Genomic DNA, 21422 nt, shown 5'->3' on the forward strand with positions numbered 1-21422 from the left:
GGCAGCGCAGTGCGCGTTTTTCATCCGGTGGCTCAGTGCGGCGTGAAGCGATAACGCGTCACGGACTGCCAGCTGTCGCCGGGTTGCAGCCAGCAATCGGGCTGTGGCCACTCTGCATGGTTGGGCGAATCCGGTAAAAATTCGCTCTCCAGAGCGATGCCCTGGAAAGCAGTATAGCTGTCCTGCTCACGGGCGCGTGTTCCCGCCAGATAGTTGCCGGTGTAGAACTGCAGCGCCGGGGCGGCAGTAAACACGCTCAGCTCAAGCTTGCCATCGGCTGACCACAAATGGGCAGCAGGTTGGCTGCTGTCACCGGCGGTGTTAAGTAAAAAGGCATGATCGTAGCCTTTCACCGCTTTTTGATCGTCATCGGCGAGGAATTCGTCGGCCACGCGCTTCGGCTGGCGGAAATCAAAACTGTTTCCCGCCACCGCTTTCAGCGGCGCATTCGGAATACCTTCGCTATCCACCGGCAAGTAATGATCGGCGTGCAGTTGTAAGCGATGCTGGCGCGCATCACCATGATGCGCATCAAGATTAAAGTAAGCATGGTTGGTCAGATTGACCGGGCAAGGCTTATCGGTTTTCGCTTCGTAGCGAATCGACAGGCAATTATCATCATCAAGTTGATAGATGACATCGGCAATCAAATTGCCGGGATAACCCTGATCGCCATCCGGTGAATCGAGGCGATAATGCACCTCGGTTTCGCTCTGACTGAGAATCTGCCAGCGACGTTTATCAAACCCTTCCGGTCCGCCGTGCAGCTGATGCGCGCCCTGGTTAGCGGCCAGCAGCAAATTGAGCGGCTTGAGTTCTGCCGAGGCAATACGATTAGCGTAGCGGCCAATGGTGGCGCCAAGATAGGCATCCTGATGCAGATAATCTGATGGTGTCGCGCAGCCGAGTAGCGCTTCACGCACGCTGTGATCCTGCATCGGTACGCGCGCGGAAAGCCAGGTTGCGCCCCAATCCATAAAGGTGGCGACCATGCCGTTGCGATTGCGCAACACGGTGATACGCCACGGTTGCCCGTCTGGCGCGTGGGAATTGACATCACTTACCATTGGCCGGCTCCTGCAGAGGCTTTGCACACGTAGAACGTCTCTTTAATGCCGGTTTGCGCTTCATATTTTTCGGCGACAACGGCTTTCACGTCATCAACCAGATCGGTCGGCATCAGCGCCACGATGCAGCCACCGAAGCCGCCGCCGGTCATGCGCACGCCGCCGCGCGGGCCGATTTCCGCTTTCACAATCTCAACCAGCTGGTCAATTTGCGGCACGGTGATTTCAAAATCATCACGCATTGAGGCGTGCGATTCGGCCATCAATTCGCCCATACGTTTCAGATCGCCTGCGCTTAACGCCTCTGCTGCTTCCAGCGTGCGCGCATTCTCGGTAATCACATGACGGACGCGTTTTGCCACTAATGCATCCAGCTCACCGGCAGAGGCTTCAAATTCTTCCAGCGTAACATCGCGCAGCGCCGGTTTATTGAAGAAGCGCGCGCCGGTTTCACACTGTTCGCGACGCGTATTGTATTCGCTGCCCACCAGGCTGCGCTTGAAGTTGGAGTTGATGATCACCACCGCAACATCTTCTGGCATTGATACTGCGCGCGTGCCGAGCGTGCGGCAATCCAGCAGCATGGCGTGATCCGGCTGGCCCAGCGCGGAAATCAGCTGATCCATGATGCCGCAGTTGCAGCCGACAAACTGGTTTTCCGCTTCCTGGCCGTTCACCGCAATTGCTGCGCCGTCCAGTTTCAATGCATACAGCTGCTGGAATACGGTCCCAACCGCCACTTCCAGTGAGGCTGATGAACTCAGCCCCGCACCTTGTGGCACATTGCCGCTGATCACCATATCGACGCCGCCCAAGCTGGCATCGCGTTTCTGCAGGTGTTTCACCACGCCGCGCACGTAGTTGGCCCACATTGGCTCTTTTAACGGCTCAATCGGCGCATCGAGCGAGAAACTGTCCTGCTGATTGTCGTAATCGACGGCAATCACGCGCACCTGGCGATCGTCGCGTTTGGCGCAGGCAATCACAGTTTGATAATCGATGGCGCACGGCAGCACGAAGCCATCGTTGTAGTCGGTGTGTTCGCCGATCAGATTGACGCGGCCCGGCGCCTGAATGCTATGCGTAGGCTGATAGCCAAAGGTGTCAGCGAAAACCTGTTGAGTAATGGATTTTAATGACATTTATTGCGCCTCGCGGAAATGGATATCGCTGACAGAACGCAGACGTTCAGCCGCCTGTTCTGCCGTTAAATCACGTTGGGTTTCGGCCAGCATTTCATAGCCAACCATAAATTTGCGTACCGTGGCTGAACGCAGCAGCGGCGGGTAGAAGTGGGCATGCAGCTGCCAGTGATCGTTGGCTTCGCCGTTGAACGGCGCGCCGTGCCAACCCATTGAATAGGGGAATGAGCACTGGAACAGGTTGTCGTAGCGGCTGGTCAACTGCTTCAGCGCCAGCGCCAGATCGGTGCGCTGCGGCTCCGTGAGATCGGTGATGCGTTTCACATGGGCTTTTGGCAACAGCAGCGTTTCAAACGGCCACGCCGCCCACCACGGCACCACGGCCAGCCAGTGTTCAGTTTCCACCACCGTGCGGCTGCCATCATTCAGCTCACGTGCAGCGTAATCGACCAGCATCGGCGACCCTTTCTCAGCAAAATAACGACGCTGATGGTCATCTTCTTTCTGCGCTTCATTCGGCAGGAAGCTGTTGGCCCAAATCTGGCCGTGCGGATGCGGATTGGAGCAGCCCATCGCTGCACCTTTATTTTCAAACACTTGCACCCACGGATAATGCTGACCGAGATCGGCGGTCTGTTCCTGCCAGGTGCGCACAATATCTTCCAGCCCGCTTAGCGGCAGTTCTGGCAGCGTTTTGCTGTGATCCGGCGAGAAACAGATCACCCGGCTGGTGCCACGCGCGCTTTCGCAGCGCATCAGCACATCGTCGCTCTGCGGTGCATCTGGCGTGTTGGTCATCAGCGCGGCAAAATCGTTGGTGAACACGTAAGTGCTTTTATAGTTTGGATTTTTGTCACCGGTAATGCGGGTGTTTCCCGCACAGAGGAAACAGTCCGGATCGTGCGCGGGCAGTTGTTCCAGCGCCGGCGTTTCCTGCGCACCTTGCCACGGACGTTTAGCGCGGTGGGGTGAAACCAGTACCCATTGATCGATCAATGGGTTATAGCGGCGATGCGGATGATCGACCGGATTAAATTTTTCCATGATGAGTCCTGGTAAACAGCAAACAGATAAAAATGATTTTGATCAAAGTAGCACAAAGACCAGCGGGAAAGCGTGATCCAGTCTGGATAAATGGTATCGTTTACACAAGGTGACGATTCTCATTTTGTGGGGTTATCGCGTGCATTTGTTGAAATACCAGGCAATGAAATGGTAGCGGTTACATCGAAGCGTCATTTCAGGGTTGGTGCGCATGAATACGCAGAGATTTGTAAGGTCGCCATTTATGGCGACCACTCATTAACGCAGTGTTTCTTGCAGGAAACCGTAACCGTGTTCCTGCGCAACAAAACTCAGGCGGTGGGAGATGCACTGCGGGGCGTCTTCAGCGTGATGCGACACAAACAGCAGTTGCGTGCGGCCTTCGCCGATCAGCACATCGACAAAACGGCGCACCAGCTGGCGGTTAATGGGATCCAGTCCTTGCAGCGGTTCATCGAGAATCAGCAGCGTCGGATGTTTCACCAGCGCACGCGCAATCAGCACCAGCCGCTGCTGGCCCCACGACAAACTGTGGAACGGCGCATCCGCCAACTGATTGTCCATACCAAGCAGCGCCAGCCACTGAAGCGCCAACGCTTTCTGCCGGTCCGACACCGCCTGATATAAGCCAATTGAATCGAAGAAGCCGGAGAGCACCACGGTGCGCACATTGCAGCTGACGCGATAATCAAGGTGCAGGCTGCTGCTGACATAGCCGATATGCTGCTTGATGTCCCAGATGGTTTCACCGCTGCCACGGCGGATGCCAAACAGCGTCAAATCGTTGCTGTAACCTTGCGGATGATCGCCGGTCACTAAACTAAGCAAGGTGGATTTACCCGCGCCATTCGGCCCAACAATCTGCCAGTGTTCACCGGGATTGACCTGCCAGTTCAGGCCATTAATCACCGCGACATCGTTGTATGACACCACGCCGTTACGCAGAATCACCCGCGGCGCATCTTCAGCCAGCTGCGGCAATTGATCGGGTTGATCCGCTTCCGGCAGTGCCATGCCTGCGAGTTTTTCACTGTGTGCCAGCTGCGCCACCAGCGCTTCGGCCAATATCGCGCGGCGCTCGCCAACGTGCGTTAGCGTGCATTCGGCTAATACGCCGACTTTTTCAACAAAATCAGGAATATCGTCAAAGCGATTGAGCACCAGCACCACGCTGTAACCGTTGCGGTGCAAATTGTTGAGGGTGTTTGCCAGGCTGGCGCGCGACCCCACATCCAGTCCATCAAAAGGCTCATCGAGAATCAGCAGATCTGGCTGCGCCATCAGCGCCTGACACAGCAGCGTTTTGCGCGTCTCGCCGGTAGAAAGATATTTGAAGCGGCGATCGAGTAGATTAGTGATACCAAACTGCTGCGCCAGTGCCTGACAGCGCGCCTCATCTTTCACTTCGTCCTGAATGATTTGCGCCGCAGTGCGACCGGTATCGTCTTCGCCTTCACTGAGCAGGTCGGTGTTATTGCGTTCCCATTCATCGCTGACCAGCTTCTGGAGCTGCTCCAGCGACAGGCGCGTACGGCGCTGAAAATTCTGCTGCACGCTGCCTTTACCGGGCAGCAGTTCGCCGGAGAGCGCGCGCGCCAGCGACGATTTGCCGCTGCCATTGGCGCCGACAAAAGCCCAGCTTTCGCCGCTGTTGAGGGTTAAATCTTTGAGTGATAGGGCTCGGGTGTCGCTAAGGTGAAACGTGCCTTGCGAAATTTGCAATGAAGACATCATCTATTCCGTTTTATGCATCGTGTCGCTCAGTTTTAGCCAGTGATGCAGACGAAGTCAAATCATGGCGCGGATTTCAGAGCAGCGTGGCAATGATGGCATGTTCGGCATTAAAACTGGCGGTGACATGGGCGCCAACCTGCAGATTCTGCTGCTTCACTGCGTCATTGGTGACGGTAGCACACAGCGTTTCGCCGCTCGGCAACGCCATCAATACTTCGCTGACCTGCTCGCCGGGTTCGATGGCACTAATCTGCGCGGCCAGCTGGTTATCGCTGCTGTCTGCGGAGTGACTGATGTGAATCCACGGCGCTTTAATCAGCACCAGCACCTCTTTACCGCTGTCGAGCTGCAAACGTTCGGCGCTGCGCTCGGTGATCGCCACCTGCAAACGCGTGGTGCCGTCGGCGAGCAGTACCTCAATGTGTTGCTGAACCTGTTGATGGTCGCTGGCCAGCACCGTGCCAAACAGCTGATTGCGCGCACTGGTTTGTAGCGAGAAACGCGCAATCGCTGCCAGCAGGCTGTCGAGCGGCAAACTGTCGTTTTGCAACGCATCAAAGGCTTTCTGCTGAATCTGTTCCATCAGTTGGAAAAGCTGAATCAGTCGTTCGCCATAGCGTGTAAGTTGTGCACCGCCGCCGCCTTTGCCGCCGGTCGCGCGATCCACCAGTGTTTGATCGGCCAGTTGATTCATCTCATTGATCGCGTCCCAGGCACTTTTGTAGCTGATGCCCGCCAATTTCGCGCCCTGGCTGATCGAGCCGGTTTGCTGCACGCGTTTCAATAATTCGATGCGGCGCGGATCGGCAAACAGTTTTTGCTGAAGACGAATATGGAGAGAAAGTTCTGCCTGCATGTCAGCTCCTTAGGTTAATCCGCTCAGTTTACTGCTTAAAAGTAAAAGCACGAAAAGGGCAGTGCGTTTTTTTCGCTAACCGTTACAATCACTTTTTTATTTTCTGCGTGAGGTTTCCATGCTGGAACTGTTAAAAAGCCTGGCTGTGGCTATCATCATGGTGCCGATTGTGATGGCGATTATGCTCGGTCTGATTTACGGCCTGGGTGAAGTTTTCAACGTCATCTCTAAATTTGGCCGCCGCGACGATCGTCCCGCCAACAGCTCGCAACACTGATTTCCCCACGCCCGCACCCTGCGGGCGTTTTGTTATTAACTTCCGTAAAATCCTGCCGATAACTATCTCATGACGCATTTGTGCCGACGTTGTATTATCAAATATATAACGTAACAAGGAGCAACAAATGCAAAAAAATCATTACCGCTGGGCTGCTGTCACTGCACTGACTCTTTCTCTGGCCGGTCAAGCGGTTGCTGCGGAAAAAATCACCGTGTTCGCTGCTGCGTCACTGACTACTGCGTTGCAGGAGATCGCTACGCAGTACCAGAAGAAAACGGGCGTTGAAGTGGTCTCTTCATTTGCCTCTTCATCAGTGTTAGCGCGCCAGATTGATCAGGGCGCGCCTGCCGATCTGTTCATCTCTGCCGACCAGCAGTGGATGGACGATGTAGTGGCAAAAAACAGCGTGGTGACCAACACGCGCTATACGCTGCTTGGCAATGACTTAGTGCTGATCGCCCCGAAAAGCGATGCCGCCAAAGCGGTGACCATTGATAGTAAAACCGACTGGAGAAGCCTGCTGAAAGGTGAGCGACTGGCGGTGGGCGATCCCGATCACGTACCGGCCGGGATTTATGCCAAAGAAGCATTACAAAAACTCGGCGCGTGGGACGCTTTATCTTCGCAGCTGGCACCCGCTAACAATGTACGTGCTGCGCTGGCGCTGGTTGAACGCAATGAAACGCCGTACGGCATCGTGTATGGTTCAGACGCGGTTGCCAGCCAAAAAGTGCAGGTAGTCGGACGTTTCCCGGAAGAGAGCCACAAGCCGGTGGAATATCCGATGGCGATCGTCAAAGAACATCAGAACGCAACGGTAACCGCCTTCTATAACTATTTGCAGGGGCCGGATGCCGCTGCCGTGTTTAAACAGTATGGATTTACGCCGAAGAAATGATATTGAGCGATCCCGAATGGCAGGCCGTGTTTCTCAGCCTGAAAGTGTCCTGTGTAGCGGTGCTGTGCAGCTTGCCGTTTGGCATCATGATGGCCTGGATTCTGGCGCGCTGCCGGTTTCCAGGCAAAACCTTGCTCGATAGTATCGTCCACCTGCCGCTGGTGCTGCCGCCGGTGGTGGTCGGTTATCTGTTGCTGATCGCTTTAGGCCGCCGCGGTTTCATCGGCGAAAGGCTGTATGACTGGTTCGGCTTCACGTTTGCCTTTAGCTGGCGCGGCGCGGTGATCGCTTCGGCGGTAATGGCGTTTCCGCTAATGGTGCGAGCGATTCGGCTCGCGCTGGAGGCGGTTGATACCAAACTTGAGCAGGCCGCTCGCACGCTTGGTGCGGGTCGCTGGCGCGTGTTTTTCACCATTACCCTGCCGCTCACCTTGCCTGGCATCATTGTCGGTACGGTTTTGGCCTTTGCCCGTTCGCTGGGCGAATTTGGCGCCACCATCACTTTTGTTTCCAACATTCCCGGTGAGACACGCACCATTCCGTCGGCGATGTTTACCTTGATCGAAACGCCAGGCGCCGAAGGCACCGCTGCGCGACTGTGTGCGGTGGCAATTGCGCTGGCGCTGATGTCGCTGGTGGCTTCTGAGCTGCTGGCGCGCTGGGGCCGCAAGCGGCTGGGAGCGGCGTAATGTTAAATCTGCAACTTTCTCAGCAGTTGGGTGATCATCGACTCGACGTCAACGTCAATATTCCCGCTAGCGGCATCACCGCCATTTTTGGCGTATCGGGTGCGGGAAAGACCTCGTTGATTAACGCGATTGGTGGCTTAACGCAGCCGCAAAGCGGGAGTATTGAACTGAACGATCGTTTGCTGTTTGATTCAGCATCGCGCGTGAATTTACCGCCGGAAAAGCGTCGCATCGGCTACGTGTTTCAGGATGCGCGGCTGTTCCCGCACTATCGTGTACGCGGCAATCTGCAATACGGCATGGCACCGTCGATGAAGTCACAGTTCAACGCGCTGGTGGCGCTGCTCGGCCTTGAATCGCTGTTAACGCGCTATCCGGCATCGCTGTCGGGCGGTGAAAAACAGCGCGTGGCGATTGGCCGCGCCTTGCTGACTGCGCCCGATATTCTGCTGATGGACGAACCGCTGGCGTCGCTTGATCTGCCGCGTAAACGTGAACTGATGCCCTATCTGCAAAAGCTGGCGAAGCAGGTTGATATTCCGATTCTTTACGTGTCGCACAGCCTCGACGAAATCCTGCAGCTGGCGGATAACGTGCTGGTTCTGGATGCGGGCCAGGTGAAAGCCTTTGGTGCGCTGGAGAAGGTGTGGAGCAGTTCGGCGATGCGTCCGTGGTTGCCGCTTGCCGAGCGTACCAGCGTGCTGCGCGTGCAGGTGTTAGAGCAGCATCCGGATTACCCGATGACCGCGCTGTCGCTCGGCGATCAGCATATTTGGGTCAGTCGGGTGAATCAGCCGCTGAAAACCCCGCTGCGCATTCGTATCGCCTCGGCGGATGTGTCGCTGGCATTGCAGCCGCCGCACAACACCTCGATACGCAATATTTTACCGGCGCAGGTGGTTGAGCTGCTGGAGATTGACGATCAGGTGGAAGTGAAGCTGCGTATTGGGATAAGCGAATTGTGGGCGCGCATCTCGCCGTGGGCGCGGGATGAGCTGGGCATCCGGCCCGATCAGTGGCTGTATGCGCAGATTAAGAGTGTGTCGATAGCGGCGTGAGCAACAGGTCGCCATGAATAGCGACCCTACAATGCGTTATACCGGTTTTGTAGGGTGCGCATTTATGCGCACCTTTTTGATATTACAGCACTTCCTGATAAATCACGTCGGCGATGCCCGGCTCCAGATTGGTGCCAATCACCTTTTTGGCGCGCGCTTTGATGGCGTCGTCGGCATTGCCCATCGCCACGCCCAATCCCACCTGTTCCAGCATGCTGAGATCGTTGTAGTTATCGCCAAACGCCAGCACGTCTTGCATGCTGAAGCCCTGACTTTCCACCCATTGCGCCAGGCGCTTGCCTTTGCTGTTGCCACCTTTGGCAATATCGACCTGATCGTGCCACGACCATTCACAGGCCAAACCCAATTCGGCTTCGGTGCGTTCGGCAAACTGCTGCAGCGCGCGCGTATCCGGATGCGACAAGGCGAACTTCCAAATTGATGTGGCTTTACGCGCGGCCTGCGCCAGACTTGGCACCTGCAGAAACAGCGGACGCTGCGCTTCTGGCAGCGACTGCGCCCAGTTGAGCGTTCGCGTTACATGGCCGGTTGGCGTCTGATACAGCATCGCATCATCGACATACAGCAGACCGTGGATGTTCTCTTCATCCAGCATCTCAATCACACGCGCGGCTTGGTTTTTATCAAGTGGATCGGCGGCCAGCACCTTTTTCGCTGGATAATCATACAAATAGGTGCCGTTACAGCAGATGGCGGGGGTATCGAGATTCAGTGCCTGATAAAAAGGGTGGATGGCGCAGTGATGGCGACCGGTGACGATCAACACTTTCACGCCCGCCTGTTGCGCGCGGGCCAGCGCTTCGATGGATTCAGGCAAAATGGTTTTATTCGGGGTCAGCAGGGTGCCGTCGAGGTCAAGGGCGATTACGCGGTAGCTCATTACACTTTCCGTCCGGGAGTTGGCAAAGCATTGAGTCTACACCCGGCAGCGGCCCTGAGACAAAAAACAGGGCACAAATGAATCCAGCGCGACAAAATGAAACGCGCTACAGTTATCCCTTTCATCAGGCAGCGAATAAGGAAAACGCATGAAACAAGTCGTGTATACCGCCAGTCCCGAGAGCCAGCAGATTCATGCCTGGCAGTTGCAGGAAGATGGCGCACTGACGTTATTGCAGGTAACGGATGTTGCCGGCCAGGTGCAGCCGATGGTGGTGAGCCCGAAGAAAGATTTCCTCTATGTAGGTGTTCGTCCGAATTTTCGCGTGCTGGCGTTCCGCATTGCGGCCGACGGTACGCTGAGCCTCGCCGGTGAAGCGCCGTTACCGGGCAGCCCAACGCACATTTCCACCGATCGTCAGGGTAACTATCTGTTCTGCGGCTCGTACAACGATGCCTGCGTCAGTATTAGCCCAATTGGCAGCGATGGCTTGCCGCAGGCACCGAGTCAGGTAATTAGCGGATTGGAGGGTTGTCACTCAGCGAATATCGATCTGAACAACCAAACGCTGTTTGTACCGGCACTGAAACAGGATCGCATCTGCCTGTATCAGCTGAATGCAGATGGAACGCTGGCGCCGCGTGAACAAGCGCAGGTCACCACCGTTGAAGGTGCGGGTCCGCGTCACATGGCCTTCCACCCGAACGGCGCCTATGGCTACGTAGTGAACGAGCTAGATAGCACCGTGGATGTCTGGGCGCTGAACAACGTGCACGGTCAGGTTGAGCGCGTGCAGAGCCTCGACATGATGCCAAAAGATTTTAGTGACACGCGTTGGGCGGCTGACATCCATATCACGCCGGATGGCCGTTTCCTTTACGCCTGTGACCGTACCAGCAGCACCATTACGGTGTTTAGCATCAGTGAAGATGGATCCGTACTGGCGATTGAAGGTTTCCAGCCGACCGAAACGCAGCCGCGCGGTTTTAACATCGATCACAGCGGTCAATATCTGGTGGCGGCGGGACAGAAATCGCACCATATCGAAGTGTATAAGATTGAGGAGCGCGGCCTGCTCAATCCGCTGGCGCGTTATGCGGTAGGACAAGGCCCAATGTGGGTGGTGATTCACCAATTGGGATAAATAAAATGCCTGCCCGGTTCACCGGCAGGCATTTACCGTAGCGGCGCGATTCATCGCGCTATTTGTCCGTTACGACAATGCGCAATAAATTGCGCCGCTACGGTTCTGCACTGTTATGCGTACTTCACCGTCATCGACGCACTCGCCAGCGCATGGAAATGCACGTTAAAACCAACCATCGCGCCGCTCGCGCCTTCATCCACCTCAATTTTGTCCGTATCCAGCGCATGCACGGTAAAGATGTAGCGATGCGATTCACCCTGCGGTGGGGCCGCGCCGCCATAGCCAGTTTGGCCAAAATCGGTGCGCGTCTGGATGGCGCTCTCCGGCAGTTCCGCCACGCCGGAACCGGCACCTTGCGGCAACACGGTCACCTCGGCCGGAATGTTCGCGACTACCCAATGCCACCAGCCGGAACCGGTGGGTGCGTCGGGATCGTAGCAGGTGACCACAAAGCTTTTGGTGCCTGCTGGCACATCATCCCACGCCAGATGCGGTGACAAATTGTCGCCCTGGTAACCCATGCCGTTGAAAACGTGTCGTTCTGGCATCTTATCGCCATCGTTAAAATCCTGGCTAAATACGCGCATGATCTCTCCTTTTTGGTTGTGCAGTGCCGTCAATCATGGTGGAAATGCGCGGCAACATCCAGTGCCGCACTGACCGCTTGCGTCAGTTTCGTCAGTTCAGCGGCAGAAATCAGGTAAGGTGGCATCAGGTAGATCAATCGGCCAAACGGACGAATCCATACGCCGCGCTCGACGAAGAACTGCTGCAGCGCGGCCATGTTCACCGCCTGATGCGTTTCGATCACGCCAATCGCGCCCAGCACGCGTGCATCGGCCACCGCATGATGGCTACGCAACGGTAGCAGTTCGGCGCGTAATTGCCGTTCAATGGTCGGCACCTGGGTTGTCCAGCCGTCTTCAGCGATCAGCGCCAGACTTTCCACCGCCACCGCGCAGGCCAGCGGATTGCCCATAAAGGTGGGCCCATGCATAAAGCAGCCTGCCGCGCTGCGGCTGATGGTATCGGCGACTTCTCGTGTGGTTAGCGTGGCGGAGAGCGTCATGGTTCCGCCGGTCAGCGCTTTCCCCAGGCAGAGAATGTCCGGCGTGATGCCAGCATGTTCGCAGGCAAACAGCTTGCCGCTGCGGCCAAAGCCGGTGGCGATCTCATCGGCAATCAGCAGCAAACCGTAGCGGTCGCACAGCGCACGCACCTGTTGCAGATAGCGCGGATGGTAGAAACGCATCCCGCCTGCGCCTTGCACGATCGGCTCCAGAATCACTGCCGCAATCTCACGATGGTGAGTTTCTGCCAACTGCGCGAAATCAGCAAAATCCGCCTCGTTCCACTCATCATCAAAGGCGCATTGCGGCGCGTTGGCGAACAGATGTTCTGGCAGATAGCCGCGCCACAGGCTGTGCATTGAGTTTTCCGGATCGCACACCGACATAGCGGCAAAGGTATCGCCATGATAACCGCGCTTCAGCGTGAGAAATTTCTGTCGCGTTTGGTTGCGTCCCAGCCAGTATTGCAGTGCCATCTTCATCGACACTTCAACGGCGATGGAACCTGAATCGGCAAGGAACACGCACTCCAACGCGTCAGGCGTGATGGCAACCAGCTGGCGGCTCAGCTCCACCGCCGCCGGATGGGTAATGCCGCCAAACATCACATGCGACATCTGCGTCATTTGCTGCTGCAGCGCCTGATTGAGGCGCGGATGGTTATAGCCGTGAATCGCCGCCCACCACGACGACATGCCATCCACCAGTTCACGTCCATCAGCCAACTGCAGCTGGCAGCCGTGCGCCGCCACAACCGGATAACAGGGCAGGGGATCGCGCATCGACGTGTAGGGATGCCAGATATGCTGGCGGTCAAAATTGAGGTCGTCCTGAGTGAACATGTGAGTTGTAAACCATTTTAAAAAGATTTAGTTTACAAGTATAACCACGTTAATCGTCGGGATGAACCCCCTTTTTCTGGAGTAAGCAATGGCAAACCGCTGGACACTGACACAAGCTCAGGCACTTTTCGATAAACCTTTCCTTGAGTTGATGTTTGAAGCGCAGCAAGTGCATCGTCAACATTTCGATCCGCGCCAGGTGCAGGTCAGCACGCTGCTATCGATCAAAACTGGCGCCTGCCCGGAAGACTGCAAATACTGTCCGCAGAGCGCGCGTTATAAGACCGGTCTGGAATCCGAGCGTCTGATGGAGGTGGATGCGGTACTGGAATCGGCGCGCAAAGCCAAAGCGGCGGGATCGAGCCGTTTCTGCATGGGCGCTGCATGGAAAAACCCGCACGAACGCGACATGCCCTACCTTCAGCAGATGGTGCAGGGCGTAAAAGCGATGGGCATGGAGACCTGCATGACGCTTGGCACGCTGGACGGCAGCCAGGCGCAGCGCCTTGCCGAAGCCGGGCTCGATTTCTACAACCACAACCTTGATACCTCACCAGAATTCTACGGCAACATCATCACCACGCGCAGCTATCAGGAACGTCTGGATACGCTGGATAAAGTGCGCGGCGCGGGCATTAAAGTCTGTTCGGGCGGCATCGTTGGCCTGGGTGAAACCGTGAAAGATCGCGCGGGCTTACTGGTGCAGTTGGCCAATTTGCCGACGCCGCCTGAAAGCGTACCGATCAACATGCTGGTGAAGGTCAAAGGCACACCGCTGGCCGATAACGATGACGTTGAACCGTTCGACTTTATCCGCACCATCGCGGTGGCGCGCATCATGATGCCATCATCACACGTGCGCCTTTCAGCCGGTCGCGAGCAAATGAGCGAGCAAACCCAGGCGATGTGCTTTATGGCCGGGGCTAACTCGATTTTCTACGGCTGCAAACTGCTCACCACGCCAAATCCGGAAGAGGATAAAGATCTGATTCTATTCCGCAAGCTGGGGCTCAATCCGGAACATACCGCGACCACCGCGGGTGACAACGAGCAGCAATATCAGCTCAGCGAGCAGCTGCTGCACGCCGATACCGAGCAGTTCTACAACGCGGCTGTGTAAATGGGCTGGACACAACGTATTGATCAGGCGCTGACGGCGCGGCGTGCTGCTGATGGCTGGCGTCTGCGGCGTCCCATCGAGCACAACAACGTGCGGGAAATTACGCTCGACGGTCAGCGTTATCGCCATTTCTCCAGCAATGACTATCTCGGACTCAGTCAGCATCCGGCGGTGATCGCCGCGTGGCAGCAGGGCGCGGCCGAGACGGGCGCAGGGGCGGGTGCATCCGGTCATGTCACCGGTTACAGCCGTCATCATGCGCAGCTTGAAGCGGAATTAGCAGACTGGCTTGGCTATTCGCGCGCGCTGCTGTTCATTTCGGGATTTGCCGCCAATCAGGCGGTGATTCATCTGCTGGCGGAAAAGCAGGATCGCATCTTTGCCGATAAGCTGGCGCACGCTTCACTGCTGGATGCCGCCAGCCACAGCCCGGCGAGCTTGCGTCGCTTTGCTCATAATCAGCCGGAAAGTCTGGCGAAACTGCTGGCCACGCCGTCAGAAGGCGGCACGCTGGTGGTGACCGAAGGTGTATTCAGCATGGACGGCGACAGCGCGCCACTGACGTCGATTGCTGAGGAGACGCGGCGCGGCAACGGCTGGCTGCTGGTGGATGATGCGCACGGCATCGGTGTGACCGGTGCGCAAGGACGCGGCAGCTGCTGGCAGCAGCAGGTAAAACCGGAGCTGCTGATCGTCACCTTTGGTAAAGGGTTTGGCGTCAGCGGCGCGGCGCTGCTGTGTGATGACGCCACCGCCGATTATGTTGAACAGTTTTCTCGCCATCTGATCTATTCCACCGCGATGCCTCCGGCGCAGTGCTACGCGCTGCTGGCAGCACTGCGGCAGATTCAACAAGGCGATGCGCTACGCGAGCGGCTGCACAGTCACATTGCGCGTTTCCGCGCCGGTGCCGCCGATTTGCCATGGCAGCTGGTCGCGTCCGCTAGCGCTATCCAACCGCTCATCGTCGGCGAAAACAGTGCGGCGCTGGCGTTGTCGCAGCGGCTGGCTGAAGCCGGCTGTTGGGTGAGCGCCATTCGTCCGCCGACCGTGCCGCCAGGCACGGCGCGGCTGCGCATCACGCTTACTGCTGCGCATCACCCCGATGATATTGATCGTTTGCTGGAGGCGCTGTATGACGCTGCAGGTTAACAAGCAGGCCGTAGCGCACGCCTTTGGTCGCGCGGCGGCGCATTACGAGCAGCACGCGCAATTACAGCGGCTGAGCGGCGATGCGTTACTGGCGCGGGCACCCGCAAGCTTTGGCCCGCATCTGCTGGATGCCGGTTGCGGCACGGGTTGGTATAGCCGCTACTGGCGCGATCGCGGACGTACTCTGACGGCGCTCGATTTGTCGCCCAACATGCTGCAAACTGCGCGCGATCAGCAATCGGCGCAGCACTATCTGCTGGGCGATATCGATGAAGTGCCGCTGCCCGACGCCAGCGTTGACGGCGTGTGGAGCAATCTGGCGGTGCAATGGAGCAGCGATCTACACACGGCGTTACAGCAGTTTTTGCGCGTTACGCGGCCGGGTGGCACGGTGCTGTTTTCCACGCTGCTCGACGGATCGCTGCATGAAGTGCATCACGCGTGGGCGCAGCTGGATGGTCGCCAGCATGCCAACCGTTTTCTCAGTACCGCGCAGTTTCACGCGGCCACTGCAACGCTGCCGATGACGGCGCAGCAGCAGGTTATCACGCTGCACTTTCCCAGTGCGCTCAGCGCTATGCGCTCCCTGAAAGGGATTGGTGCCACACATCTGCACGATGGACGCGGCGCCAGCGTGCTGACCCGATCCCAGCTAGCGCAGCTTGAGCAGCACTGGCCGCAGGATGAGGCCGGATATCGCCTGAGTTATCACCTGATGTATGGAGTTTTAAGCAAATGACACGCTGGTTTATTACCGGAACGGATACTGAAGTGGGCAAAACCGTGGCCAGCGGCGCGCTGCTGCAGGCGGCGCGCGCCGCCGGTTTACGCACCGCTGGCTACAAGCCGGTGGCATCCGGCTGCGAGATGACGCCGGAAGGCATCCGCAACAGCGACGCGCTGGCGTTGCAGCGCTACAGCAGCCTGACGTTAAGCTACGAGCAGGTCAATCCACTGGCGTTTCTCGAACCGACCTCGCCGCATATCATCAGCGCAGAAGAGGGCCGGCCGATCACCTTTGCGGCACTGTCAGCAGGGTTGCGCGCACTGGAGCAGCAGGCGGAATGGGTGTTAGTTGAAGGCGCAGGCGGTTGGTTCACACCGCTCTCCGAGACGCAAACTTACGCCGATTGGGTGGCAGCTGAGCAGTTGCCGGTGATTCTGGTGGTGGGCGTGAAGTTAGGCTGCATCAACCATGCGATGCTCACTGCCGAGGCGGTGAAAGCGCGCGGATTGCGCCTTGCGGGTTGGGTAGCCAATGATATCCAGCCACCCGGCAAACGCCATCAGGAGTATATCGCCACGCTGCGACAGCGTATTGAAGCGCCGTTTCTGGGGGAGATCCCACATCTTACTGATGAGGCGCAGCAGGCCGAGTGCGGGCGCTATTTGACACTACCGCAATAACCCAGGTCGCCATAAATGGCGACCCTACATTGCTTGAAGCCATTTTGTAGGGGGCTGTTCATGGCGTAATGCCGATCAGTTAAGCACCGTATCTAACCACCGCACATTCCGTAGCGGCGCGATTTATCGCGCAATGAATTGCGCCGCTACAATATGTGCGCTCGGTAATAGGATTTCATCTCTTAACTGACAAGCATTACGCCATTCATGGCGACCTAAGATAATCACGTCGCCGTTAGCCACTTGTTGACGGTGATGTCATCCAGCTGCGCCACTTTACCGTGTGCCACATTGCGTCCTTGATGCAATAGCAGGAAATAGTCGGCGACGCGGCGGATAAATGAAACGTGCTGCTCAAGCAACAAAATGGTTAAACCATATTCACGGTTTAACCGACGAATCAGGTTGCCCATCTCTTCTTCCAGCCACGGCGACATCCCTTCCGTCGGCTCATCCAGAATCACCAGTTTTGGCTGCAGCACCAGTGCGCGTGCCAGTGCCAAATGTTGCTGTTGTTCCATCGGCAACTCGCCGCTGCGTTGATGGCGCAACGAATAGAGCGCTGGAAACAGGTCAAAAACCATTTCAGGAATGGCGCGGCTCCGATCATCCTGCGCCGCCATCAGGGCAATCAGCAGGTTATCTTCCACGCTCATCTGCGAGAATATATGCCGTCCTTGCGGCACATAACCTATGCCGGTACGCGCGCGCAGCTCGGCAGGTTGCAGCAGCAAATCTTCCGGCGGCGCGCCATCTTCCTGCCAGGTCATCGAGCCGCTGTTGATCGGCAAACGCCCCATAATGCAGTTCACCAAGGTGGTTTTGCCCATGCCGGGGCTGCCCAGCACGCCGGTGCAGGTACCCGGCGGCAGATCGAGATCCACATCCCACAGAATGTGATTTTGACCGTAAAACTGATTCACCGAACGTAAACTCAGCATCTGACATACTCCTTCCAGATTATTAGCCTGAATGCTCCCGCTCTGTGTCGTCTGGCATACAGTCGTGCACGATTGATGGACACCGCTGTTATCGGCACACGCCGATATGGACTCGTCACTCCATACGATGAACATTGCAATTCCCAGGCCAGGTTAAGGATTTAGGCATCTCTCAATCTGAAATGAAGCAAATAGGCCGCTAAAAGTTGAGTAATGCTTAACAATTGCCAGCGGTGATAAATTGGCTGCACTTTGACGGTGCTGAAGGCTTAACGTTTCTGGTGCATTTGATCGTTCGTAAGGCATTAACTGCGGAAATAAGTGGCCTTAATGCCTGGGTTCTCTGCAGGCAAGAGAGCGTAAAGAGGCAAAAGAAGGGTTAATGCGGCACGCAGGAAGATAAAAATAAATACGAAAAAATTTTTTTTCGTGCTTAAGGATGGGCGCGAGAAAATTATACACAGCCGATGGGCTCGGGGCTCGATCCACTTATCCACCATTACTGTGGATAACCTTGTGCATTAGCGACTGAAAACCGTGTGGAAGCGAGTAAATTCGCGGCCTTAACACATTATGATGAGAAACTGGGCTTTTGGGTCAATGTCAATTAAAACAGTAGGTTAGTTAAAATCAAGCATGCGAATTATCTGCCTTGTCATCGAACTGCAATTTAATGACACTCTATTGACAAATGTTAAAAGCGTCCTCCGCTTGGGGATAACATTACGCAACAACAGCTTGCTGCTCGCCGCTTCAATTACGCTGAAGAAAATCGACCTAAGGTGCCATTATCGTGCAATTTTACTGTGATTATGTCCAGTATTTTTTTCTGGCAAATTCCCCATAGCAGAGTAGAATTAGCAGCCTGCCCGCCGACTTCACCAGCTGGAACCGCCAAAACATGAGCAAAGCCTTCAAACTCAACTCCGATTTCAAGCCTTCAGGCGATCAACCTGAGGCGATTCGCCGTCTCGAAGAGGGGCTGGAAGATGGACTCGCGCATCAAACGCTGTTGGGCGTTACGGGCTCAGGTAAAACCTTTACCGTGGCGAACGTGATTGCCGATCTCAATCGACCCACCATGGTGCTGGCACCCAATAAAACATTGGCGGCGCAGCTGTACGGTGAAATGAAGGAGTTTTTCCCGGATAACGCGGTGGAGTTTTTCGTCTCTTATTACGATTACTATCAGCCTGAAGCCTATGTGCCGAGCTCTGACACCTTTATTGAAAAAGACGCGTCGGTGAATGAGCACATTGAACAGATGCGTCTGTCGGCGACCAAAGCACTGCTGGAGCGTCGTGATGTGATTGTGGTGGCCTCGGTGTCGGCGATCTACGGTTTGGGCGATCCCGATCTCTACTTGAAAATGATGCTGCATCTGACGCGCGGCATGATTATCGATCAGCGCAGTATTCTGCGTCGTCTGGCGGAGTTGCAATACAGTCGCAACGATCAGGCCTTCCAGCGCGGTACCTTCCGCGTGCGCGGCGAGGTGATCGATGTGTTCCCGGCGGAATCGGATGACATTGCGCTGCGTATCGAACTGTTTGATGAAGAAGTTGAACGGCTATCGCTGTTCGATCCGCTGACGGGTCAGATCGATTCGGTGATCCCGCGCTTTACCGTCTATCCCAAAACGCACTACGTAACGCCGCGCGAGCGTATTCTGCAGGCGATGGAAGACATCAAAGTCGAACTGGTGGATCGCCGCAAGGTGCTTATGGATAACAATAAGCTGCTTGAAGAGCAGCGTATTTCCCAGCGTACTCAGTTCGATCTCGAGATGATGAACGAGTTGGGGTACTGCTCCGGTATCGAAAACTACTCCCGCTATCTCTCGGGACGCGGACCGGGTGAGCCGCCGCCGACCTTGTTCGACTACTTACCGGCTGATGGCCTGCTGGTGGTCGACGAATCGCACGTGACCATTCCGCAGATTGGCGGCATGTATCGCGGTGACCGCGCGCGTAAAGAGACGCTAGTAGAATACGGTTTCCGTTTGCCGTCGGCGCTGGATAACCGCCCGATGAAGTTTGAAGAGTTTGAAGCGGCAGCCCCACAAACCATTTATGTTTCGGCGACGCCGGGCAACTACGAGCTGGAAAAATCTGGCAGCGAAGTGATTGATCAGCTGGTGCGTCCAACGGGCCTGCTGGATCCGATTCTGGAAGTGCGTCCGGTGGCGACGCAGGTCGACGATTTGCTGTCGGAAATCCGCAAGCGTGTCGAGATCAATGAGCGCGTGCTGGTCACCGTATTGACCAAGCGCATGGCGGAAGATCTCACTGAATATCTGGTTGAGCACGGCGAGAAGGTGCGCTATCTGCACTCGGATATCGATACTGTGGAACGTATGGAGATTATCCGCGATTTACGCCTTGGCGAATTTGATGTGCTGGTCGGCATTAACCTACTGCGAGAAGGCCTGGATATGCCGGAAGTGTCGCTGGTGGCGATTCTGGATGCCGATAAAGAGGGCTTCCTGCGCTCGGAGCGTTCGTTGATTCAGACCATAGGCCGCGCCGCGCGTAACATTAACGGCCGGGCGATTCTCTACGCCGACAAAATCACGCCGTCGATGGAACGCGCGATGGGCGAAACCGAGCGCCGTCGCGAGAAGCAGCAAAAATACAACGAAGAGAACGGCATCGTGCCGCAAGGGCTCAACAAGAAAATCACCGATATTCTTGAGCTCGGCAAAAACGTGGTTAAAACGCGCGGTAAAGGCAAAACCGCGTCACGTACTGCAGCAGAAGCGGAAGCCAATTACATGGCGCTTACGCCGCAGGCGATGCAGAAGAAAATTCACGAGCTGGAAGGGCAGATGCAGCAACACGCGCAGAATCTGGAGTTTGAAGAAGCCGCCAGCGTGCGCGATCAGCTACATCAACTGCGCGAGCTGTTTATTGCGGCTTCGTGATCGTTGTATTTAGGTCGCCATGAATGGCGCCCCTACGCGGATTCAGTGGGGTTTTCGTAGGGTGCGCATTGATGCGCACCTGGAAACTAAACGGCTTGAATCGCGTGTTCCAGCGCAATGCGCAGCAGCTGGCGGTCATGGCGATATTTGATATCGGCGGCTTCCAGCGGTTCACGAATGATTAAACGCTGTTCCACACCGCTAATATCGGCTGCCGGGCTCACCACCACGGCATCGATAACGCGCTTACCAATGGCTTTTTCCATGATCGCCAGTTTATCGGCCACATTCAGGCTGGCCGCTGCGGCGCTCAGCTCGCGACCCAGGTTGCCAATAAATACCATGGTGGCTGGCGTACGACGCAGTGCGCGGGCCATATCTTCCATCAACAAGATCGGCATCAGGCTGGTGTAAAAGCTGCCAGGCCCAATGAGAATCAAATCCGCTTCGCCCACTGCGTCTATGGCTTCGCGCGTTGGCAATACGTTTGGATGCAACATCAACTCTTCCGGCGGCTGCTTCATCTCATCAATCGCGGTTTCGCCGTACACCATATTGCCTTCACCATCCTGCGCCACCAGATCGACCGGCTGTTCTGACATTGGAATCAGAAAGGCATCTACCTTGAGGAGATTGCGGATGATATTGATGGCTTCCAGCGGGCGCACGCTAAGGTGATCAAGCGCCTTAAGCATCAGGTTGCCAAGATTGTGTCCGGCCAGCTCGCCATTACCGCTAAAACGATACTCAAACATCGCGGTAGCGACGCTCGGTTCGGTGATCAGCTGATTGATGCAGTTACGCATATCGCCCCACGCAATGCCGCCTTCCGAGCGGCGAATGCGGCCGGTGGAGCCGCCGTTATCGGTGGTGGTGACGATGCCGGTTAAGCGCGAGCCTAACGGCGCCAGCGCCGACATCACGCGGCCCAGACCGTGCCCGCCACCTAATGCCACTACGCGATCCAAATCTGCCAGGGTTCGATTCATGTTTCTCCTTTGTCACCGACATCCTCGCGTTGAGGCGCAGTTGAACTGATGTGCATCAATATCTGGGGTGCATTTTACCGTATCCTGTCGCGAAAATGCGGTGAAAAATACGTTATACATCAAGATATATAGCGAAATTCACTGATGGATGCGAATCGCTAA

General features: G+C 56.2%; 20 protein-coding genes. 10 read left to right on the forward strand and 10 right to left on the reverse strand.

The genetic code is table 11. The annotated features are described in order from the left end of the window. Nucleotides 1-32: 32 nt before the first annotated feature. The 5 genes from galM to modE form a co-directional block, all read right to left on the reverse strand. Nucleotides 33-1067, reverse strand: a complete 1035-nt coding sequence (galM, locus tag ACRQ84_RS01815; RefSeq protein ID WP_483817022.1) for a galactose-1-epimerase — start codon at nucleotides 1065-1067, stop codon at nucleotides 33-35. After that, nucleotides 1061-2209, reverse strand: a complete 1149-nt coding sequence (galK, locus tag ACRQ84_RS01820; protein WP_483817023.1) for a galactokinase — start codon at nucleotides 2207-2209, stop codon at nucleotides 1061-1063. Before galK ends, galM begins: the two co-directional genes overlap by 7 nt. Next, on the reverse strand, nucleotides 2210-3253 hold the full coding sequence (galT, locus tag ACRQ84_RS01825) for a galactose-1-phosphate uridylyltransferase (protein WP_064740609.1): 1044 nt from the start codon (nucleotides 3251-3253) through the stop codon (nucleotides 2210-2212). Nucleotides 3254-3511: 258 nt separating this feature from the next. Next, nucleotides 3512-4984 carry a molybdate ABC transporter ATP-binding protein ModF gene (gene modF, locus ACRQ84_RS01830; protein WP_483817866.1) on the reverse strand — a complete coding sequence of 491 codons (1473 nt, stop codon included), beginning with the start codon at nucleotides 4982-4984 and terminating at the stop codon, nucleotides 3512-3514. A gap of 76 nt (nucleotides 4985-5060) precedes the next feature. Then, nucleotides 5061-5843, reverse strand: a complete 783-nt coding sequence (modE, locus tag ACRQ84_RS01835) for a molybdenum-dependent transcriptional regulator (RefSeq protein ID WP_064740611.1) — start codon at nucleotides 5841-5843, stop codon at nucleotides 5061-5063. A gap of 118 nt (nucleotides 5844-5961) precedes the next feature. Here modE and ACRQ84_RS01840 point away from each other — a divergent pair, with 118 nt between their 5' ends. The 4 genes from ACRQ84_RS01840 to modC all read left to right on the forward strand — a co-directional run bounded on the left by ACRQ84_RS01840 (nucleotide 5962) and on the right by modC (nucleotide 8768). Beyond that, nucleotides 5962-6120 (forward strand): AcrZ family multidrug efflux pump-associated protein, encoded by a 159-nt coding sequence (locus ACRQ84_RS01840; RefSeq protein WP_007890616.1) that lies wholly within the window; start codon nucleotides 5962-5964, stop codon nucleotides 6118-6120. 127 nt (nucleotides 6121-6247) lie between these two features. After that, a complete protein-coding gene (modA, locus tag ACRQ84_RS01845) occupies nucleotides 6248-7021 on the forward strand; it encodes a molybdate ABC transporter substrate-binding protein (protein WP_483817024.1) in 774 nt (257 codons plus the stop codon). Then, nucleotides 7018-7710 (forward strand): molybdate ABC transporter permease subunit, encoded by a 693-nt coding sequence (gene modB, locus ACRQ84_RS01850; RefSeq protein ID WP_064740613.1) that lies wholly within the window; start codon nucleotides 7018-7020, stop codon nucleotides 7708-7710. The genes modA and modB overlap by 4 nt, the downstream gene beginning before the upstream one ends. Further along, the gene (gene modC / locus ACRQ84_RS01855) at nucleotides 7710-8768 is read left to right on the forward strand and encodes a molybdenum ABC transporter ATP-binding protein ModC (protein WP_483817025.1); all 1059 of its coding nucleotides are present in this window, start codon (nucleotides 7710-7712) and stop codon (nucleotides 8766-8768) included. Before modB ends, modC begins: the two co-directional genes overlap by 1 nt. Before the next feature lie 82 nt (nucleotides 8769-8850). Here modC and ACRQ84_RS01860 read toward each other — a convergent pair whose 3' ends face one another. Next, on the reverse strand, nucleotides 8851-9669 hold the full coding sequence (locus ACRQ84_RS01860) for a pyridoxal phosphatase (RefSeq protein WP_483817026.1): 819 nt from the start codon (nucleotides 9667-9669) through the stop codon (nucleotides 8851-8853). Nucleotides 9670-9817: 148 nt separating this feature from the next. On the opposite strand from ACRQ84_RS01860, the gene pgl reads away from it, so the two are divergent. Beyond that, nucleotides 9818-10813 (forward strand): 6-phosphogluconolactonase, encoded by a 996-nt coding sequence (pgl, locus tag ACRQ84_RS01865; protein WP_483817027.1) that lies wholly within the window; start codon nucleotides 9818-9820, stop codon nucleotides 10811-10813. 113 nt (nucleotides 10814-10926) lie between these two features. Here pgl and ACRQ84_RS01870 read toward each other — a convergent pair whose 3' ends face one another. Continuing rightward, entirely contained in the window at nucleotides 10927-11403 is a 477-nt protein-coding gene (locus ACRQ84_RS01870; protein WP_064740617.1) for a kinase inhibitor, read from the reverse strand. A 29-nt stretch (nucleotides 11404-11432) separates the two neighbouring features. Continuing rightward, nucleotides 11433-12728, reverse strand: coding sequence for an adenosylmethionine--8-amino-7-oxononanoate transaminase (gene bioA, locus ACRQ84_RS01875; RefSeq protein WP_483817028.1), 1296 nt, complete (start codon nucleotides 12726-12728; stop codon nucleotides 11433-11435). Between the two features lie 88 nt (nucleotides 12729-12816). Between bioA and bioB the strand changes: the two genes are divergently transcribed. Genes bioB through bioD form a run of 4 tightly spaced genes read left to right on the forward strand, consistent with a single transcriptional unit; the run spans nucleotide 12817 to nucleotide 16407 of the window. Then, nucleotides 12817-13848 carry a biotin synthase BioB gene (bioB, locus tag ACRQ84_RS01880; RefSeq protein ID WP_007890608.1) on the forward strand — a complete coding sequence of 344 codons (1032 nt, stop codon included), beginning with the start codon at nucleotides 12817-12819 and terminating at the stop codon, nucleotides 13846-13848. Beyond that, the gene (gene bioF / locus ACRQ84_RS01885) at nucleotides 13849-15000 is read left to right on the forward strand and encodes an 8-amino-7-oxononanoate synthase (RefSeq protein ID WP_483817029.1); all 1152 of its coding nucleotides are present in this window, start codon (nucleotides 13849-13851) and stop codon (nucleotides 14998-15000) included. It abuts the gene before it with no gap. Next, nucleotides 14984-15739, forward strand: a complete 756-nt coding sequence (gene bioC, locus ACRQ84_RS01890; RefSeq protein ID WP_483817030.1) for a malonyl-ACP O-methyltransferase BioC — start codon at nucleotides 14984-14986, stop codon at nucleotides 15737-15739. Before bioF ends, bioC begins: the two co-directional genes overlap by 17 nt. Continuing rightward, nucleotides 15736-16407 carry a dethiobiotin synthase gene (gene bioD, locus ACRQ84_RS01895; RefSeq protein ID WP_483817031.1) on the forward strand — a complete coding sequence of 224 codons (672 nt, stop codon included), beginning with the start codon at nucleotides 15736-15738 and terminating at the stop codon, nucleotides 16405-16407. The genes bioC and bioD overlap by 4 nt, the downstream gene beginning before the upstream one ends. Nucleotides 16408-16631: 224 nt before the next feature. Here the strand turns inward: bioD and ACRQ84_RS01900 are convergent, their stop codons facing one another. Beyond that, nucleotides 16632-17348, reverse strand: a complete 717-nt coding sequence (locus tag ACRQ84_RS01900) for an ABC transporter ATP-binding protein (protein ID WP_064740622.1) — start codon at nucleotides 17346-17348, stop codon at nucleotides 16632-16634. Between the two features lie 901 nt (nucleotides 17349-18249). Between ACRQ84_RS01900 and uvrB the strand changes: the two genes are divergently transcribed. Continuing rightward, nucleotides 18250-20271 (forward strand): excinuclease ABC subunit UvrB, encoded by a 2022-nt coding sequence (uvrB, locus tag ACRQ84_RS01905; protein ID WP_483817032.1) that lies wholly within the window; start codon nucleotides 18250-18252, stop codon nucleotides 20269-20271. 86 nt (nucleotides 20272-20357) lie between these two features. Here uvrB and ACRQ84_RS01910 read toward each other — a convergent pair whose 3' ends face one another. After that, nucleotides 20358-21260 carry a gluconeogenesis factor YvcK family protein gene (locus ACRQ84_RS01910; RefSeq protein ID WP_483817033.1) on the reverse strand — a complete coding sequence of 301 codons (903 nt, stop codon included), beginning with the start codon at nucleotides 21258-21260 and terminating at the stop codon, nucleotides 20358-20360. Nucleotides 21261-21422: the final 162 nt, after the last annotated feature.

The sequence above is a fragment of the Pantoea sp. E2023-21 genome (assembly GCF_051302795.1).
Classification (GTDB): Bacteria; Pseudomonadota; Gammaproteobacteria; order Enterobacterales; family Enterobacteriaceae; genus Pantoea; species Pantoea ludwigii_A.

Bases quoted from the DNA above. Each gene is read 5' to 3' on its own strand.
- ACRQ84_RS01910 (WP_483817033.1), bottom strand. From the start codon at position 21,260: ATGAATCGAACCCTGGCAGATTTGGATCGCGTAGTGGCATTAGGTGGC.
- modF (WP_483817866.1), bottom strand. From the start codon at position 4,984: ATGTCTTCATTGCAAATTTCGCAAGGCACGTTTCACCTTAGCGACACC.
- ACRQ84_RS01900 (WP_064740622.1), bottom strand. From the start codon at position 17,348: ATGCTGAGTTTACGTTCGGTGAATCAGTTTTACGGTCAAAATCACATT.
- uvrB (WP_483817032.1), top strand. From the start codon at position 18,250: ATGAGCAAAGCCTTCAAACTCAACTCCGATTTCAAGCCTTCAGGCGAT.
- ACRQ84_RS01840 (WP_007890616.1), top strand. From the start codon at position 5,962: ATGCTGGAACTGTTAAAAAGCCTGGCTGTGGCTATCATCATGGTGCCG.
- ACRQ84_RS01860 (WP_483817026.1), bottom strand. From the start codon at position 9,669: ATGAGCTACCGCGTAATCGCCCTTGACCTCGACGGCACCCTGCTGACC.
- pgl (WP_483817027.1), top strand. From the start codon at position 9,818: ATGAAACAAGTCGTGTATACCGCCAGTCCCGAGAGCCAGCAGATTCAT.
- bioA (WP_483817028.1), bottom strand. From the start codon at position 12,728: ATGTTCACTCAGGACGACCTCAATTTTGACCGCCAGCATATCTGGCAT.
- modA (WP_483817024.1), top strand. From the start codon at position 6,248: ATGCAAAAAAATCATTACCGCTGGGCTGCTGTCACTGCACTGACTCTT.
- modE (WP_064740611.1), bottom strand. From the start codon at position 5,843: ATGCAGGCAGAACTTTCTCTCCATATTCGTCTTCAGCAAAAACTGTTT.
- bioF (WP_483817029.1), top strand. From the start codon at position 13,849: ATGGGCTGGACACAACGTATTGATCAGGCGCTGACGGCGCGGCGTGCT.
- galT (WP_064740609.1), bottom strand. From the start codon at position 3,253: ATGGAAAAATTTAATCCGGTCGATCATCCGCATCGCCGCTATAACCCA.
- bioD (WP_483817031.1), top strand. From the start codon at position 15,736: ATGACACGCTGGTTTATTACCGGAACGGATACTGAAGTGGGCAAAACC.
- ACRQ84_RS01870 (WP_064740617.1), bottom strand. From the start codon at position 11,403: ATGCGCGTATTTAGCCAGGATTTTAACGATGGCGATAAGATGCCAGAA.
- galK (WP_483817023.1), bottom strand. From the start codon at position 2,209: ATGTCATTAAAATCCATTACTCAACAGGTTTTCGCTGACACCTTTGGC.
- bioB (WP_007890608.1), top strand. From the start codon at position 12,817: ATGGCAAACCGCTGGACACTGACACAAGCTCAGGCACTTTTCGATAAA.
- galM (WP_483817022.1), bottom strand. From the start codon at position 1,067: ATGGTAAGTGATGTCAATTCCCACGCGCCAGACGGGCAACCGTGGCGT.
- modB (WP_064740613.1), top strand. From the start codon at position 7,018: ATGATATTGAGCGATCCCGAATGGCAGGCCGTGTTTCTCAGCCTGAAA.
- bioC (WP_483817030.1), top strand. From the start codon at position 14,984: ATGACGCTGCAGGTTAACAAGCAGGCCGTAGCGCACGCCTTTGGTCGC.
- modC (WP_483817025.1), top strand. From the start codon at position 7,710: ATGTTAAATCTGCAACTTTCTCAGCAGTTGGGTGATCATCGACTCGAC.